Origin of the sequence: Lachnotalea sp. AF33-28, from assembly GCF_003477885.1 — a bacterium.
GTDB lineage: Bacteria > Bacillota > Clostridia > Lachnospirales > Lachnospiraceae > AF33-28.
Map to the genome: position 1 here is coordinate 162,582 of NZ_QUEE01000006.1, position 17,689 is coordinate 180,270.

A 17,689-nucleotide genomic window follows, 5' to 3' on the forward strand; every position below is an offset into this window, starting at 1 on the left:
CGAATCAGAGCGAATACTTTATATGTGGGGACAGACTCCATGGGGCATAAAACGGCAGTACGTTTTGTCCGCCCGCGGAGGACTGTCCCCGCGTCGGATTATATATTGATTTTTTTGTAATAACTCACTATAATGTTAATTACATACATTGTGAAGAGAACCGTAATCAGAGAACAGGTGGGAAAAGCATGCCGGACAGCAAATATGATTTTAGTAAAGAAGAATTAAATATCGGCGAGACATCACCGGATAAACCGGCGGATTTTTCTGACCCGGACGATCTGTTTGATTTACTGATAGAAAAAATCAGGAAGTATCATCCGTCCGACGACACCACGATGATCAGCAAAGCCTACGAGGTGGCCAGAAACGCGCATGCAGGCCAACTGCGAAAGTCAGGCGAGCCCTATATCATCCATCCGCTGTGCGTGGCGATCATACTGGCGGATCTGGAGCTGGATAAGGAGAGCATCATCGCCGCTATCCTCCATGATGTGGTGGAGGACACCGTGATGACCAATGAGGAAATCACCGCGGAGTTCGGCGAAGAGGTGGCCAACCTCGTGGACGGCGTTACCAAGCTGACGAGGCTGTCCTGGTCGGCGGATAAGGTGGAGATCCAGGCGGAAAATCTTCGGAAGATGTTTCTGGCCATGGCCAAGGATATCCGTGTGATCATCATCAAACTGGCGGACCGGCTTCACAATATGCGCACCCTGCAGTATATGAGGCCCGAGAAGCAGAAGGAAATCGCCAAGGAAACGATGGAGATTTACGCCCCCATCGCCCAGCGCCTGGGCATTTCCAAGATCAAGATCGAGCTGGATGACCTTTCCCTGAAATATTTAAAGCCGGACGTATACTACGACCTCAAGCAGAATATCGCGCTGCGAAAAACTGCCAGGGAAGCTTTTGTCCAGCAGATTGTGGACGAGGTGTCCTCCCATATCAGCGAAGCTGGTATCAAGGCGGAAGTGAGCGGAAGGGTGAAGCACTTCTTCAGCATCTATAAGAAGATGGTCAACCAGGATAAGACCCTGGATCAAATTTATGATCTGTTTGCGATCCGCATCATTGTGGACACGGTGAAGGACTGCTACGCGGCCCTGGGGGTGATCCATGAGATGTATAAGCCGATTCCGGGGCGGTTTAAAGACTATATCGCGATGCCCAAACCCAATATGTATCAGTCCCTGCATACAACGCTGATCGGCAGCAACGGCCAGCCTTTCGAGGTGCAGATCCGTACCTATGACATGCACCGCACGGCGGAATACGGCATCGCAGCCCACTGGAAATACAAAGAGGGCGCCAACGGACAGAAGGTCCCGGAAAGCGAAGCGGAAAAGATGAGCTGGCTGCGCCAGATCTTGGAATGGCAGCGGGATATGGATAACAAGGAATTCATGAATTCCCTGAAGAACGACCTGGACCTGTTTTCGGACAGCGTTTACTGCTTCACTCCTACAGGTGATGTGAAGAACCTGCCGAGAGGTTCAACACCGGTGGACTTCGCCTACAGCATTCACAGCGCGGTGGGCAACAAGATGGTGGGCGCCCGTGTGAACGGCAAACTGGTTCCCATCGATTACGTGATACAAAACGGTGACCGGGTGGAGATCATCACCTCCCAGAATTCCAAGGGCCCCAGCCGCGACTGGCTGATGACGGTGAAGAGCTCCCAGGCGAGAAATAAAATCAATCAGTGGTTTAAGAGCCAGTCCAAAGAGGACAATATCTTAAAGGGCAAAGAGCTGATCGATAAGTACTGCAAAACAAAGGGGATCGTATTCAGCGATCTCTCCAAACCGGAGTTTATGGATAAGGTACTGCGCAAATACGGCTTCAGGGACTGGGATGCGGTGCTGGCGGCCATCGGCCACGGCGGCATGAAGGAAGGCCAGGTCATCAACAAGCTCCTTGAGGAGTATGAAAAGAAGCACAAGAAGGAGATCACCGATGAGGCAGTGCTGGAAGCTGCTTCCGACGGCAAAGAAAAGGTGACCGTACAGAAATCCAACGGCGGCATTGTGGTCAAAGGCATACACGATCTGGCCGTGCGATTTTCCAAATGCTGCAGCCCTGTGCCCGGCGATGAGATCGTGGGATTTGTCACCCGGGGAAGAGGCATTTCCATTCACCGTACGGACTGCGTGAATGTGATGAACCTGCCTGAGATAGAGCGGGCCAGGCTGATTGACGCCGAGTGGCAGGTGCCGGAAAATAAAGTGGCGGATGAAAAATACTCCACTGAAATTAAGATATATGCCAATAACCGCATCGGTATCTTCGTGGATATTTCCAAGATATTTACCGAGCGGCAGATCGATATCACTTCCATGAATGTCAGGACCAGCAAACAGGGGTTAGCCACCATCACCATGACCTTTGATATCAGAGATAAAGAGGAGCTGGGGCGTCTGGTTGAAAAGCTGCGCCAGGTGGAGAGCGTGCTGGACATTGAAAGGACCAGGGGCTGACGGCCGGGAGTGTGAACGCTGCAGGAGGGATTCCGGATGATGAAGATGGAGATAACGGGTTGTACCGTTGGAGAGATTGGAACGAATTGCTACCTGGCCGTCAACAGGGACACGAAAGAAGCTCTGATTGTGGATCCCGGGGACAATGCCATGCTGATCATGACCAGATGCGGGGAGCTGGGGATTAAGCCATCAGCGATCCTGCTGACCCATGGGCATTTTGACCATGTGCTGGCCGTACCCGAGCTGCGTCAGGCGCTGAAGCTTCCGGTCTACATGATGGAAGAGGAACAGAATGTGCTGGGGGATGCCAGTATGAATCTGTCTGCGATCATGGCCTCGTCGCCCATACGTCTGAAAGCTGATCATCTGCTGAAGGACGGGGATCAGATTGAACTCGCGGGCTTTTGCTTCCGGGTGATTCATACGCCCGGCCATACGGTGGGGAGCTGCTGTTATTACGAAGAGGAAGAGCAGGTGCTGTTTTCCGGCGATACGCTGTTTGAAGGTTCCTATGGAAGAACCGATTTCCCTACAGGAAGCATATCTGAGCTGATCCGTTCCATCCAGGACAAGCTTCTGATCCTGCCGGATGAGGTGAAGGTATATCCCGGTCATATGGGGGATACCACGATCGCTGTGGAAAAACGTTATAATCCGGCGGCGGCCCGTTTTTGATGAGGTATATGTATGAGGGTGCTTGAAGCACCCTTATTTATATCATAGAAAATTATATAATAGGAAATCACAGCCTATGAAATAAAAAACGTTCCGGATGAATACTGCGTATCCGGCCGTTAAGATGGCGCATTAACGCAGGCGCAGACAGGTTTAGAGCATGATACGGTTAATATTAAATGACACCAGTTTTGAATATGATATCCGGGGGCTTTTGATGGCATTTTATCCCGGAGAGGAGATCACGGTTAAAGAAGAGCCGGCGGATCGGATTGTGGAGGCGGATCTGACAGAAAGCGGCCAGCGCATCACTGTCTCTTATTCCGACAACAGCCGGGATAAGACGGAGCAGTATGCCTCCGGCGTGCCGGCAGAGCGCCAGCAGCAGAAAAATCAGCTGAAGAGGCTGCTATATGAGGCGCTGTCCAAGGATACCGGCCGGCAGCTTCCCTGGGGCACTCTGACCGGCATAAGGCCCACCAAGATCCCCATGGGTCTTCTGGAACAGGGCGCGAGAGAAGAGGAGACCGCACGGTATATGCAGGAAACCTATCTGACCGGGCCGGAGAAAACAGCGTTAAGCATTGAGATCGCAAAGCGGGAAATGGGGCTGCTGAAACAGCTGGATTATGAAAACGGCTACAGCCTGTATGTGGGAATTCCGTTCTGCCCTACCACCTGCCTGTACTGTTCTTTCACCTCCAACCCGGCGGGCGCCTGGATGCCGCGGATGGAGGAATATCTGGAGGCGGTATTTCAGGAAATCGACTATGTGAAAGAGGCTTTCCGCGATAAGAAACTGAATACGGTCTATATCGGCGGGGGCACGCCGACCACGCTGACCGCCGGACAGCTGGACAGGCTGCTGGGCAGAATTGAAGAGAGCTTTTCCCTGGAACATCTGCTGGAGTTTACGGTGGAAGCGGGGAGACCCGACAGCATAACCGCAGAAAAGCTGGAGGCGGTCCGCCGGCACAGAGTCAGCAGGATATCCATCAATCCGCAGACCATGAAGCAGGAGACGCTTAAGATCATCGGCCGGCACCATACCGTAGAGGATATCGTCGATGTATTCCATATGGCCAGAGCCATGGGCTTTGACAATATCAACATGGATCTGATCCTGGGGCTGCCCGGCGAGGGGACGGAGGATGTCCGGCGCACCATGGAGGAGCTGAAGAAGCTGAAGCCGGACAACATCACGGTTCATTCTCTGGCCATCAAGAGGGCATCGCGGCTGAATCTGCTCTGGGAACAGTATGAACATATGGATATGGTCAATAATCAGGAACAAATGAAGATTACCGAGAATGCGGCCAGAGAGCTGGGCATGTCCCCGTACTACCTGTACCGGCAGAAAAATATGGCCGGCAATCTTGAAAATGTGGGCTACGCGCTGCCGGGAAAGGCGGGCATATACAATATCCTGATCATGGAGGAGAAACAGTCCATAGTCGCTTTGGGCGCGGGCTCCATCACAAAGGCGGTTTATCCGGGCGGCCGTATCGAGCGCGCGGACAATGTGAAGGATGTGAATCAGTATCTGCAGAGGATTGACGAGATGATTGAGAGGAAGAGACGGCTGTTTGATGGAGAAAGGGCGCTCTGACACCGGCAAAAGAGTATAAAATAAAAAATGCACTTGCAAAATCTGTGCGGTCTATTAAAATGTATATAGAATGTCACCGGCTGGGTGGCTGATCGCATTAAACTCTGGAGGAAATAAGAATGGCATTAACGAAAAAGCCGGTTACCGGCATGAAGGATATCCTGCCTGCGGAAATGCAGATCAGGGATTATGTCACCGGACTGATTAAGGAAACTTATAAGGGCTTCGGTTTTTCACCGATTGAGACCCCCTGTGTGGAGCATATTGGCAATCTGTGCAGCAAGCAGGGCGGAGATAATGAAAAGCTGATCTTTAAGATATTAAAGCGCGGCGAGAAGCTGAATCTGGATGCGGCGCAGGCGGAGGCCGATCTGGTGGACAGCGGATTGAGATATGATTTGACCGTGCCGCTGTCCCGCTTTTATGCAAACCATGCCAATGAGCTGCCGTCCCCTTTTAAGGCACTGCAGATCGGCAGTGTGTGGCGCGCGGACAGGCCACAGAAGGGGAGGTTCCGCCAGTTCGTGCAGTGCGATATCGATATATTGGGGGATCCGACTTATCTGGCGGAAATCGAGCTGATCCAGGCTACGACCACGCTGCTTGGCAGGCTGGATTTTAAAAATTTTAAGATCAGGATCAACGAGCGCCGCATCTTAAAGGCGATGGCGGCCTACAGCGGTTTTGCGGAGGAGAACTTTGATCAGGTATTTATTATCCTGGATAAGATGGACAAGATCGGCCTGGACGGTGTGGAAAATGAACTGGTGGAATCCGGATTTGCCAGGGAAAGTGTGGATAAATACCTGGATCTGTTCAGAAAACTGGAAAAGCAGGAAGACGGCATCGGCTTCTTAGGCGAAAAGCTGGCGGACTGTCTGCCGAAGGAGGTTTCCGACAGCCTGAAAAACATTATCCGGAGTGTGGAGGCCACAAAGGCGGCGGAATTTGAGATCTGCTTTGACCCGACCCTTGTCAGGGGAATGTCTTACTATACCGGCACGATCTTTGAGATAGAGATGGCGGAATTTAACAGCAGTGTGGGCGGCGGCGGCCGTTATGATGAGATGATCGGGAAATTCACCGGCCTGAATACGCCGGCCTGCGGTTTTTCCATCGGTTTTGAGCGCATCATCACGATTCTCCTGGACCGGGGATTTGAGGTTCCGAAAAGCGCGCAGAAGAAAGCATATTTGATCGAGAAGGGAACCTCCGATGAAAAGCTCTGTGAGATATTGAAGGAGGCCCGCGCGGAGCGCGAAAACGGCAGCCAGGTGCTGATCGCGTGGATGAATAAAAATAAGAAGTTTCAGAAAGATAAGCTGACCCAGGAGGGCTGCACCGAGTTTAAGGAATTTTTTAACCGGGATTAAAGCGGCAGATGGGATAGACGGAACAAAAAATTACCAGGAGGAACAGATTATGGCAGAGTCCATGAAGGGGCTTCACAGAACACATAGATGTACGGAGGTATCCAGCAGAAATATCGGAGAGACGGTTACCGTCATGGGCTGGGTGCAGAAAAGAAGAAATCTGGGGAGCTTGATTTTTATCGATTTGAGAGACCGCTCCGGTCTTTTGCAGCTGATTTTTGATGAGAATGATGTGGGAAGCGAAGGCTTCGCAAAGGCGGAGCAGCTGCGCAGCGAGTACGTGATCGCAGCGGTCGGCCGTGTGGAGGCCCGCTCCGGAGCGGTGAATGAGAATCTGGCCACCGGAGATATTGAGATCCGCGTAAAGAGTGTGCGGATTCTGTCCGAATCACAGACACCTCCGTTCCCGATTGAGGAGAACAGCCAGACGAAGGAAGAGCTGCGGCTGAAATACCGTTATCTGGACCTTCGCAGGCCCGATATACAGAGGAAGCTCATGGTGAAGAGCCGTGTGGCCGTGATGGCCAGGAATTTCATGGCCAATGAGGGATTTCTGGAAATCGAGACGCCGATGCTGACGAAGAGCACTCCGGAGGGTGCCAGGGACTATCTGGTGCCCAGCCGCGTGCATCCCGGCTCTTTTTATGCGCTGCCCCAATCCCCGCAGCTGTTTAAGCAGCTGTTGATGTGTTCCGGCTATGACCGCTACTTCCAGATCGCAAGATGTTTCCGCGATGAGGATCTGCGCGCGGACAGACAGCCCGAATTCACTCAGATGGATATGGAGCTGTCCTTTGTGGATATAGACGATGTGATCGATGTGAATGAAAGGCTGCTTAAGGCGCTGTTTAAGGAGATCTGCGATGTGGATGTCAAGCTGCCGATCCGCCGTATGCCTTATGCGGAGGCCATGGACCGTTTCGGTTCGGATAAGCCGGACCTTCGTTTTGGCATGGAGCTGAAGAATGTGACGGATGCGGTGCGCGGCTGCGAATTCGCGGTCTTTAAAAATGCGGTGGACAACGGCGGCTCCGTCAGAGGCATCAATGCCAAGGGACAGGGCGCGATGCCGCGCAAGAAGATCGATGCGCTGGTGGAATTTGCTAAGGGATATGGTGCAAAGGGACTGGCCTACCTAGCGGTCAACGAGGATGGCACCTATAAATCCTCCTTTGCGAAATTCATGAAGCCGGAAGAGCTGGACGCAATTGTGGCCGCTATGGAAGGCGAGCCGGGAGATCTGCTGCTGTTTGCGGCGGACAGAAATAAAGTGGTATTTGACGTGCTGGGCAGCCTGCGCCTGGAACTGGCTAAAAATATGGGGCTGCTGGATAAAGAACGTTTTGAATTTGTATGGATCACGGAATTCCCTCTGCTGGAGTACTCGGAGGAAGAGGGCAGATATATGGCCATGCACCATCCTTTTACAATGCCCATGGAAGAGGACCTGCCTATGATCGACACCGATCCCGGAGCGGTGCGCGCCAAGGCATACGATATTGTGCTGAACGGCTGTGAAATCGGCGGAGGGTCCGTCAGAATCCACCAGGAAGAGATACAGGAAAAGATGTTTGAGGTGCTTGGATTTACGAAGGAGAGGGCACACGAACAGTTTGGATTTCTGCTGGATGCCTTCCAGTATGGAGTGCCGCCCCATGCAGGGCTGGCCTACGGCCTGGACCGCCTGGTAATGCTGATGACCGGCGCAGAGAGCATCCGTGAAGTGATCGCCTTCCCGAAGGTAAAGGATGCCTCCTGCCTGATGACGGAGGCGCCCGGCCGGGTGGATGAAAAGCAGCTGGAGGAACTGGAAATCTCTGTAGCGGAACAGGGCGTATGAGAAATAGAACAAGACCCATTGCATGGGTGAACTGGGCGATCGTAGTTTTAAACGTGGCTTACTTTATCGTGCTGGAATTGGGCGGTTCCAGCCTGAATGCGGACTATATGGTGCAGATGGGGGCGGTCTATCCGCCCGCCATCCTGGAAGGACATGAATATTACCGGCTTCTGACCAGCGTGTTTATGCATTTTGGCATATCCCATCTGTTTAATAACATGCTGGTGCTGGTATTTTTGGGAGACAATCTGGAACGCGCGCTGGGACATATCAACTATCTGCTGTTTTATTTGCTGGCAGGGATCGGTTCCAGCCTGGTTTCTGTGTTTTATTATGCTGAAGTGGGGCGCAATGTGGTTTCTGCCGGCGCTTCCGGCGCCATATTTGGCGTTGTGGGAGGCTTGATCTGCATTGTGGCGATGAACCGCGGCAGGCTGGAGGATCTGACCAGCCGGCAGCTGATTTTCCTGGCAGCGCTTTCCTTATACCACGGTTTTACGAGTATCGGCGTCAGCAATGTGGCCCATGTCAGCGGACTTGTTCTGGGACTGATTCTGGGATTTATCCTGTATCCCCGCAGCCATATGCGGGAAAATCTGCGGCGCAGGGAGGAAGAGCGGGCGCTGAAGGAGCGGGTTGCACAGGAGGGCGCCGGTTATCTAAGCCCCCGGGCCAGGGAAATCCTCGCAGAGGAGCAGCGGACCGTATCCAGAATGCGGATTTTCCAGGGAGCAGCCCTGGTGCTGATGGCCGCTTCCTTTCTGACCGGCTGGCTGGTTTTTCTGGTCATGTCGGCCGCCATTTACATGCTGATGCGGAAAAATATTGAGAAATACCGGGGCGAGCGTATCGTGAAACTGCTGACAGATGAGTGCGACCCGGCTGCCTTCCGCGAGCTGATGGTATTTGCCGGCCGCAGCGGGTTTCGCACACCGCAGGAGATGCAGGCGAATCTGCTTAACATCTGCGCAGCCGATATTGAACTGGGAGATTTTCGGGAAGCGGAGACCATACTGGAAAAGATCAGAGAAGACTCTCTTTCTCCGGCGCTTAAGATCTCCTATTGGTACCGCGTGCTCCAGATCGACTTTGAAAAGGGCGGTACGAACGCCTATGATTTCCATTTAAAGACCTTTATGGAGCTTCCGGACAGGGTGGTGCTCACAGGCAAGACAAAGGCGGCCTATGAGGTACAGAAGGCGTATGCCCTCTATTACCGGGCATATATGGAGGGCGATCTGAAGCTTCAGAAAGTGCAGCTGGCGAAGATACAGCTGGCGGTCAAATGTCCCAGGGATCAGGTGGCCTATCAGTACTGGCTGGGATGCACCAGAAAGCAGGAGGGCGATCTGGCGGGAGCCAGACAGTGTTTCTCCTATGTTGCTTCCAGCGGAAACCGGACGCGCTTTGCACAGCTGGCGCAGAGGAAGTTATAGAGGGCAGGGATATTATTTTTGAAAGAATATGGCGTAACCTTAAAATGAGGTTACGCCGTTTTAGTTAATAGAAATATTCCCATATTGGAATAACTAATGCGTATTGAATTAATATATGCTATAATGGGAATAATTGTACAGGAGGTGTTGCCATGATTCAGAGAAAAGAATATCTAAGCCAGCTTGCTGCCTGGAGAGATGAGCAGGTTATAAAAGTTATTACTGGTATCCGGAGGTGTGGAAAATCTACGCTCATGCTGCAATTTCAGGATTACCTGAAGGCGGACGGTGTAGAGGAAAGTCAGATTATCGCTGTGAACTTTGAAGAATTGGAATATGAAGAACTGCTGGATTATAAAAAGCTATACGCCTATTTGAAAGAACGGATTGACCCGGAGAAGAAAAATTATATTTTTCTGGATGAAATCCAGCGGGTTTTGTCCTATGAAAAGGTTGTGGACAGTCTTTATATAAAAGATTATGCAGACATTTACCTCACTGGTTCAAACTCTTATATGCTTTCGGGAGACTTGGCAACTCTGCTGACCGGCAGATATGTTGAGATTAAGATGCTGCCTTTATCATTCCGGGAATTCTGTGAATTTACAGGCATGTCCTCTGACTCCGCTTTTGCTGAATATATAAAAGTAGGCGGTCTGCCTTATGTGGCAGCGATGGACAGACGGATAGAAAAGGCAGATACCTATTTGGAAGGAATCTATAATACCGTTATTGTCCGTGATATCGAAGAACGGCAGAGCAGAAAAGATTCGGATGCCGGGAAACGCAAAATCAATGATATCGCACTCCTGAAATCCATTGCAAAATACCTGGCAAGTGTGATTGGAAGTCCTGTGTCGATCAAAAGTGTTACGGATTATCTGATTTCAAGCGGCAGAAAAGTTTCTCCTAATACCGTTGATGACTATATTGATGCATTGACGGAAGCATTTGTTTTTTATGAGGCAGAACGGTTCGACATCGTCGGCAAAGAACTTCTCCGGACAAACCGTAAATACTACATGGTAGATTTAGGGTTACGCAATCATGTATTTGCAAAGCGGAGATACGATCTTGGCTTCACAGTGGAAAATGTTGTGTATTTTGAATTGCTTCGGAGAGGCTATAAGGTCAATATCGGCAAGGTGGGAACTACGGAGGTGGATTTTGTGGCAAGTAAGAATGGGGAATTTCAGTATATTCAGGTAACTGCTGATATGACCGCAGAAGAAACCTTTGAGCGTGAAATGCGTTCACTTCGGCTGATTAAAGATAACTATGAAAAGATGATTCTTACACTGGATCGGTATTCCGTCGGAAATTACGAGGGAATACGGGTGGTAAATATTATTGATTGGCTGATGGGATAGACGATGACGGCGGCCCTGTGCTGTGAACTTCACCGACCTCGGCCGTTGGTGGGGTACGAATCCTAAAACGAAAACGCAGGAAGAAATTGATATCATGGGAACAGACAAGGACACTGCCTTGTTTGCTGAATGCAAGTGGATAAACGAAAAAGTTGACCTCGGTGTGCTTGAAACTCTTGCGGAGCGCAGCAGAGCTGGGCAATGTAACGCTTGTACCCTATGAGGATATTTTGAAGGAAGCATCTGTGAATGAAATTGGCATACCAGAATTCGTGTTTATTTTTTTTGTTTGTTTTCGGTCAGTTCACGGATTTCCTCTACTGTCAGGGCTCGGTACTCTCCTGGCGCAAGGGTGGGGTCAAGTTTCAGGCTGCCCATAGAAATTCGTTTCAGATACAGCACTTTTTTACCTTTCGCTTCGAACATCCTTTTTACCTGGTGGAAACGTCCCTCGGTGATGGTGAGTTCAATTTCCGATTCCGGACCGGAGGAGAGAATCCGCAGGTCGGCCGGGAGCGTGGGCTTTGGATCTCCGATATCCACGCCTTCCCTGAACGCGGCAGCGTCCTCTTCGGTGACGGTGCCGTCGATTCTGGCATAGTAGGTTTTGGATACATGTTTTCCGGGAGCCAGAAGATTATGCGCAAGAGGACCATCATTGGTGATCAGAATCAGCCCTTCTGTATCCTTATCCAAACGGCCTGTGGGAAAAAGATCCTTCCGCTTTTTGGAACGGATCAGATCCAGAACGGTTCTTTCACGGCTGTCTTCAGTGGCCGTGATGACTCCGGCCGGTTTATTTAAGAGATAGTACTCGTATTCCGTATAGGAGATCTCCTCATTGCGGCACACCACATGGTCCGTTTCCGGATTCACTTTATAATCCGGGCTTTTTACAATCACGCCGTTGACCGCAGTCCGGCCTTTTCGGATGAACTGCTTTACCTCTGCCCTCGAGCCGCATCCCATGTCTGCAAGAAATTTATCAAGTCGGATCATATTCATATCAGCCTCATTTTTTCAGGATTGTATCCACAATACCGCACAGTATTCCGCCTATGGGAAAAACAACCCATGCCGGATGCCAGGCGCTCAGGAGAGAACCGCTTAAGAAAAAGACCAGCGTTGCGATACACATGATCAGGCTGCAGATCTTGTCGGATGTTTTTTTGCGCCGTTTGGCAATAGCCTTTGGATCCGTCTCTATGCGCATGGATGCCTTCACATCGGCGAATTTGCTGTTCGAGATATTTGCCACGATGATGATGGCGACGCCCAGCATCATAAACAGCAGCATTGCGATGACGGGCATATTGGAATCCGCACCGAAGAAGGTTTCTAAAAAGAGCAGCGAGATGATTCCCAGAAAAAACATGCACACTCCGGCCGCGATTGCCAGCGCATATTTGGTTTTAAAGGCCCGGTATTCCTCTAACGGCGTGGGTGCCAGAGGGTCCTGATACCAGATTGCCGGGTCCACGCCCAGGCTGGCTTTCAGCTCTTCCACGTTGCCGAACTGTGAGACCACCAGCCCGAATGCTTCATCTTCATTTTTTCCTTCGGACAAAAGCCTCTCATAGTGCGTTTTCATAAGGGACTGGAGGTTGGATTTTGTTTTAGTTACGACCTCCGCTTCCGGCCATCCGGAAAATACATTTTGAATATAAGTTTCTATCTTATCCATAATCAGCTCTTAAAGTCCTTTCTGCTGTCACCAGCCTTAAGCGGATGACCTGCGCACACATCAGTGTGCTTCCTCTTTCGTCTTTTAGCTCGGCTGTCCGAAGGCAAGATAAATCAGCACGGCGGCCCCAAGCTCAAGTAACAGGATGCAGGGGATCCCCGCGGTAAATTTTTTATGCTTTGTTTTGTGACGGAAATAGTACATGCCCATGAGACTTCCTGCGCTCCCTCCGGCTGCGGCGATCAGGAGCAGTGTTTTCTCCGGAATCCGCCACTTCCCGCGGCGGGCCCGTGATTTATCAATGCCCATACTTATAAAACCGGCCAGGTTTGCGGCAAGAAGCCATAATATCAGCCATTCCATTGGCACACCTTTTCAAGCAGCCCGGCGATCTTTTCCAGACCGCGCCGGTCCGTTCCGTCGAACCGGCTTTTTACAGGACTGTCGATATCCAGAACCCCTATGGGCATTCCGCCGCCGTCATGCAGCGGTATTACTATCTCAGAGCGGGACGCGCTGTCACAGGCGATGTGTCCGGGAAACGCCAGGACATCCTCCACCAGTTCCGTCCGGTTCCCGACAAATGCGGTGCCGCAGACGCCCTTGCCCAAAGGGATATGTACGCAGGCCGTCTTCCCCTGAAAAGGCCCTAAGACCAGTTCTCCATTTTTAAACCGATAAAATCCTGCCCAGTTGATATCAGGCAAAGCTTCCATCAGCAGTGCGCTGATATTCGCCATATTGGCGACCGCATCCTGTTCGCCCTCGGTCAGTGAGACCGCCTGCCTGTAAAGAAGCGAATACAGCTCTTCTTTATCTGTCATATCTTAGCTCACTTTCATCTTAACATTGTCGCGAGACGCTGTCTCAATCATTAGTTTATCACATACCTGCTGCCCGGGCAAGAAAATTGTAACAATTAAGACGGTGCCTCCCGTGTTGCGTTACTGTTCACACGCGGGAAGTTTACGGCAACTGTGAACTGTTACCATTTGTGAAGCCCGTGATATAAATAATCATTGATTTTATGATAGTATTCGTTTAAAATATTTTATGATCGCTATTAAAATCAGGCGGGTGCAGGTTATCCGCCGTTTTTATGCATCGCGCGCAAAGCGGCCGGTTCGGCCAGACGGTGCCGGATACGCATGTATCAGCACACTGCGCGCTCATAGGTAAAAAAATCACGGAGGTAGGGAAATGTACTCATTTGAAGAAGTCTCCGGCTTTGATCCGGAACTGGCGGAAGCGATTACGCTGGAAATTGGCCGTCAGAACAGCCATATTGAGCTGATAGCGTCCGAGAACTTTGTAAGCAAGGCCGTTATGGCAGCTATGGGAAGCCCGTTAACGAACAAATACGCGGAAGGCTATCCGGGAAAGCGCTATTATGGCGGATGTGAGTTTGTGGATATTGCTGAAAATCTTGCGATTGCCCGTGCGAAAGAGCTGTTTGGCTGTGAATATGCCAATGTGCAGCCTCATTCCGGCGCTCAGGCCAATATGGCTATATTTTTTGCCATGCTGACACCCGGAGATACGGTGATGGGTATGAATCTAAACCATGGCGGACATCTGACACACGGAAGCCCGGTGAATATGTCCGGCAAGTATTTCAATATCGTGCCCTACGGCGTGAATGATGAAGGTTTTATAGATTACGATGAAGTGAGGAGGCTCGCTCTGGAATGCCGTCCGAAACTGATCGTGGCGGGGGCCAGCGCATATGCCCGTGAGATCGATTTTAAGAAATTCCGCGAAATTGCCGATGAGGCGGGAGCTTATCTGATGGTGGATATGGCGCATATCGCCGGACTGGTGGCCGCGGGGCTTCACATGAGCCCGATTCCCTACGCCCATGTCACCACCACCACGACCCACAAGACTTTAAGAGGTCCCAGAGGCGGTATGATCCTCTCCAGCAATGAAGTGAATGAGAAATTCAACTTTAATAAGGCGGTATTCCCGGGCATTCAGGGAGGCCCTCTGATGCATGTGATCGCGGCCAAGGCTGTCTGCTTTAAAGAGGCGTTAGACCCCAGCTTTAAGACGTATCAGGGTCAGATCGTGAAAAACGCAAAGGCTCTGGCAGAAAGCCTGATGAAACGCGGATTCAGGCTGGTATCCGGCGGTACTGACAACCACCTGATGCTGGTGGATTTAAGGAACATGGGCGTGACCGGCAAAGCGGCTGAGAAACTGCTGGATGCAGCCAATATCACCTGCAATAAGAATACGATCCCTAACGATCCGGAGAAGCCCTTTGTTACCAGCGGCATTCGTCTGGGAACGCCAGCCGTTACCACAAGGGGCATGAAAGAAGCCGATATGGACACCATTGCCGAAGCAATTTATCTGGTTGTAAAGGACGTGGAAGGAAACAAAGATAAGGCTCTCGCCCTGGTGAAGGAGCTGACGGACAAATATCCGCTGTACTAGGATACTGATGGATCTGTGCGCCCCGTAAGCATTGTGACGTTCTGCTTTCGGCCGGCAGATGCTTATGGGGCAGGAAAGGACAAACGCATGGGTTTCTTTGATATATGGAAAAGCAAAGAGAAAGGCAAGTTTCAGTTTCAAATTGAAGACACCTTCGCATTAAAGGACGGCAGCGCTGTCATAGCCGGACTTGTTTTGAGCGGAACGGTAGCGGTAGGCGACAGAGTGAGCTATGTGGACAGAGATCTTCAGCCAGTATTTGAATGTCGGATCTCAGGAATCGAGCAGCCTGGGGCCGGCCGCATGAATCAGGCGTCCAGCAGCGCTGCCGGCAGGTACGGCGCTCATTTCGCGTTCCTGATAAAGGAGCACAGCAAGTCGGAGTTCGAAAAAGAAAATTATTTGATTCAATCGGATAATATGACCGGGATTGTTTTATAGCAGTACAAAAGCAGGGAAAGCCTCCGTGGACCGGGGGCTTTCCTTTTTCTTCTTATTTATCACTTCGGAATCTTATTCAGTATATCGTTGAGGATCAGCAGCATATCCTGACCGCCCTGCGGCGCTGCGGAATCGGACATGCCGCTCATCATGCCTGCAATCTGTTCCAGCGGCATATCTTTCATCATGCCCATCATGGAGCGCTTCAGCTTCATGCCGGAGACGGCGCTCATTACCTGGATCAGCGCGCTTCCGGCCTCTTCATGTTCAAGAATATCCCCAACCGTATCCTTAATTGAAAAATACCCGGGGCGGATCTCCAGCGGTTTCACATCCTGGTAATCCTCCAATTTAAACCAGTTGGCCGCGCCGTCACCGTCATCGTCATCTTCCGGAGGGAGCGTGTAGACCGCGGGAAGCACGCTGGTCTTTTCCAGCGTGATGGAATCGCTTTGGCTGCCCGCAACGGCGCAGATCATGGTGAAACGGCCGGTGAGAGGGACACACTTAAAGCAGAATACATGGCTGCCGCTTATGGTTGCGAAAAGTTCCCCGTCGATATACAGCGAGATACATGGCTGGTTGCTGTAAACTTTAACGTCCGTGTATTCGCCCGTCCTCTGCGAGTATCCGGAGCCGGCCAGGTGTACGAAGGGATCACTGCTCCAGTACGCTTTGTAGACATAGAAGGAGTCCTTGCAGATCTTCCTGTCCATGGTCACCAGCCCTTTGTTGTTGCGGCCCTTTATGCCGCCCTCATCCCTGGCGTCGCATCCGAAATCAAACATATTCCAGACGTGGGTGGCCCACAGCCAGGGGCGTTCATCAATGATCTTTGCCATGTGTTCATGATAGAGCGCCTGGTAGTCTTCGGAATAATCCTTGACTTTCGGATCGTCACTGTGATAGGTGAGGATGCCTTCTGCGCCGTATTCGGAGAGACCCAGCGGTATCTGCGGGTGCATTTCATGAAATGCGTCCAGCCAGACCTCATTCTGTTCCATGGCCCCGCCGTACCATCCGAAATAATGGTTATAGCTGACCAGATCCGTGATCTCATTTAAAGGGCTTTCTTTGGGCACCAGGGACATCTGTGCGATGGTGGTGGGCCTTGTGGGATCCAGCTCGTGGGTCAGATCGTTCAGGGCGCGGAGGTTTTCTGCCAGCCCGGGACGTTCTCCGCCGATCGTGATCTCGTTGGCGATCCCCCAGAAGCAGATAGAGGGATGGTTGTAATTCTGTATGATGAGTTCTTTCATCTGCAGGATACAGTTTTCATGTGCGGCGGGGTCCTCATTCATCACTGAGATGAAGGGGATTTCCGCCCAAACCACCATGCCGGCTTCGTCACAGGCGTCGTAGAACTCCTGGCTGTGCTGATAATGGGCCAGACGGACTGTGTTCGCGCCGATCTCCCGGATCAGCTCCATGTCGGCCAGATGCTGCGCAGGCGTCAAGGCATTGCCCGCGCCCAGGATATCCTGATGGCGGGAGACCCCGCGCAGGGGCATGGGCTTACCGTTCAGGATAAAGCCCTTCTGCGGATCGACCTTAAAGCTGCGGACTCCGAAACGTGTGCTGACCTCATCGATGACCTCATTACGGCGGACCAGGTGTGCCTTTAATTCATACAGATAGGGATCCTCCACACCCTGCCACAGATGGGGATTCATGAGCATCAGTTTCGTCTTCACAGCGGGGTTTGCGGGACATACCGCGCGGCCGGCCATGCGGCCTTCACGGTCCCGGATTTCAAAACATACGGACAGATCCTCGGCGGGGTTTGTAAGAAACGCCTCCAGAGTAAGAACCGCGTGCCCGCCGTCTATTTCTGACGAGACTGTAATCCCTCTGCTGCCCAGATAATCCAGGTCAAAATGGCTGTCCGCAACGCCGATCAGATTCACCCCGCGGTATAGGCCGCCGTAAAAAGTGAAATCCGCAACCTGCGGATAGACATGATCCATCGGGCTATTATCCACGAGGATGGCCAGCAGATTATTTTCTTCTTTCAAGAGATCGGTGATATCCATGCGGAAGATGGAATAGCCGCCCTCATGTCTCCCCGCCTTCATACCGTTAATATAGACTTCTGCGGTGTTTGCTGCGGCCTCTGTCTCCAGATAGATGCGGTCACCCAAGGGGCGGTCGAAGCTGCGGACATAACAGCAGCTGCCCCGGTAATAATCGTTTCCGCCATCCTGCCCGTCCGAAGCATTCCAGGTATGGGGCAGGTCTACAAATTCCCATTCGCCTGGCAGCGATGCGGGCGGCTGTGTGACATCTTTTTTAAACATCCAGAATTTGTTCAAATTTTTTACTGTACGCATAGAACTTCC

14 protein-coding genes and 1 pseudogene are annotated in these 17,689 nt (G+C 51.5%); 10 read left to right on the forward strand and 5 right to left on the reverse strand.

What is annotated here, in order from left to right; all coding sequences use genetic code 11:
* Nucleotides 1-188 precede the first annotated feature (188 nt).
* The 8 genes and pseudogenes from DWZ56_RS10415 (at nucleotide 189) to DWZ56_RS23620 (ending at nucleotide 11,009) form a co-directional block, all read left to right on the forward strand.
* A complete protein-coding gene (locus DWZ56_RS10415) occupies nucleotides 189-2,480 on the forward strand; it encodes a RelA/SpoT family protein (protein WP_118556577.1) in 2,292 nt (763 codons plus the stop codon).
* A gap of 36 nt (nucleotides 2,481-2,516) precedes the next feature.
* Nucleotides 2,517-3,158, forward strand: coding sequence for an MBL fold metallo-hydrolase (locus DWZ56_RS10420; RefSeq protein ID WP_330424857.1), 642 nt, complete (start codon nucleotides 2,517-2,519; stop codon nucleotides 3,156-3,158).
* Between the two features lie 160 nt (nucleotides 3,159-3,318).
* A complete protein-coding gene (hemZ, locus tag DWZ56_RS10425) occupies nucleotides 3,319-4,767 on the forward strand; it encodes a coproporphyrinogen dehydrogenase HemZ (protein WP_118556578.1) in 1,449 nt (482 codons plus the stop codon).
* A 119-nt stretch (nucleotides 4,768-4,886) separates the two neighbouring features.
* On the forward strand, nucleotides 4,887-6,140 hold the full coding sequence (gene hisS, locus DWZ56_RS10430; protein ID WP_118556579.1) for a histidine--tRNA ligase: 1,254 nt from the start codon (nucleotides 4,887-4,889) through the stop codon (nucleotides 6,138-6,140).
* Nucleotides 6,141-6,189: 49 nt separating this feature from the next.
* Complete coding sequence (aspS, locus tag DWZ56_RS10435; protein WP_118556580.1) at nucleotides 6,190-7,980, forward strand: aspartate--tRNA ligase; 1,791 nt, start codon at nucleotides 6,190-6,192, stop codon at nucleotides 7,978-7,980.
* Nucleotides 7,977-8,564: pseudogene (locus DWZ56_RS23615) on the forward strand (rhomboid family intramembrane serine protease); the annotation flags it as partial. The gene aspS and the pseudogene DWZ56_RS23615, both read left to right, overlap by 4 nt.
* Before the next feature lie 1,004 nt (nucleotides 8,565-9,568).
* On the forward strand, nucleotides 9,569-10,786 hold the full coding sequence (locus DWZ56_RS10445; RefSeq protein WP_118556582.1) for an ATP-binding protein: 1,218 nt from the start codon (nucleotides 9,569-9,571) through the stop codon (nucleotides 10,784-10,786).
* Between the two features lie 22 nt (nucleotides 10,787-10,808).
* On the forward strand, nucleotides 10,809-11,009 hold the full coding sequence (locus DWZ56_RS23620) for a DUF234 domain-containing protein (protein ID WP_199679575.1): 201 nt from the start codon (nucleotides 10,809-10,811) through the stop codon (nucleotides 11,007-11,009).
* A 53-nt stretch (nucleotides 11,010-11,062) separates the two neighbouring features.
* Here DWZ56_RS23620 and DWZ56_RS10455 read toward each other — a convergent pair whose 3' ends face one another.
* The 4 genes from DWZ56_RS10455 to DWZ56_RS10470 form a co-directional block, all read right to left on the reverse strand.
* A complete protein-coding gene (locus DWZ56_RS10455; protein WP_118556673.1) occupies nucleotides 11,063-11,785 on the reverse strand; it encodes a pseudouridine synthase in 723 nt (240 codons plus the stop codon).
* A gap of 13 nt (nucleotides 11,786-11,798) precedes the next feature.
* A complete protein-coding gene (locus DWZ56_RS10460) occupies nucleotides 11,799-12,470 on the reverse strand; it encodes a permease prefix domain 1-containing protein (RefSeq protein ID WP_118556583.1) in 672 nt (223 codons plus the stop codon).
* Between the two features lie 84 nt (nucleotides 12,471-12,554).
* The gene (locus DWZ56_RS10465) at nucleotides 12,555-12,833 is read right to left on the reverse strand and encodes a DUF1294 domain-containing protein (protein WP_118556584.1); all 279 of its coding nucleotides are present in this window, start codon (nucleotides 12,831-12,833) and stop codon (nucleotides 12,555-12,557) included.
* On the reverse strand, nucleotides 12,821-13,294 hold the full coding sequence (locus DWZ56_RS10470; protein WP_118556585.1) for a GAF domain-containing protein: 474 nt from the start codon (nucleotides 13,292-13,294) through the stop codon (nucleotides 12,821-12,823). Before DWZ56_RS10470 ends, DWZ56_RS10465 begins: the two co-directional genes overlap by 13 nt.
* A 376-nt stretch (nucleotides 13,295-13,670) precedes the next feature.
* Here DWZ56_RS10470 and glyA point away from each other — a divergent pair, with 376 nt between their 5' ends.
* Complete coding sequence (gene glyA, locus DWZ56_RS10475; RefSeq protein WP_118556586.1) at nucleotides 13,671-14,909, forward strand: serine hydroxymethyltransferase; 1,239 nt, start codon at nucleotides 13,671-13,673, stop codon at nucleotides 14,907-14,909.
* An 87-nt stretch (nucleotides 14,910-14,996) separates the two neighbouring features.
* Entirely contained in the window at nucleotides 14,997-15,350 is a 354-nt protein-coding gene (locus DWZ56_RS10480) for a hypothetical protein (protein WP_118556587.1), read from the forward strand.
* A 59-nt stretch (nucleotides 15,351-15,409) separates the two neighbouring features.
* On the opposite strand, the gene DWZ56_RS10485 is transcribed toward DWZ56_RS10480, so the two are convergent.
* Nucleotides 15,410-17,680 carry a glycoside hydrolase family 2 protein gene (locus tag DWZ56_RS10485; protein WP_118556588.1) on the reverse strand — a complete coding sequence of 757 codons (2,271 nt, stop codon included), beginning with the start codon at nucleotides 17,678-17,680 and terminating at the stop codon, nucleotides 15,410-15,412.
* Nucleotides 17,681-17,689: the final 9 nt, after the last annotated feature.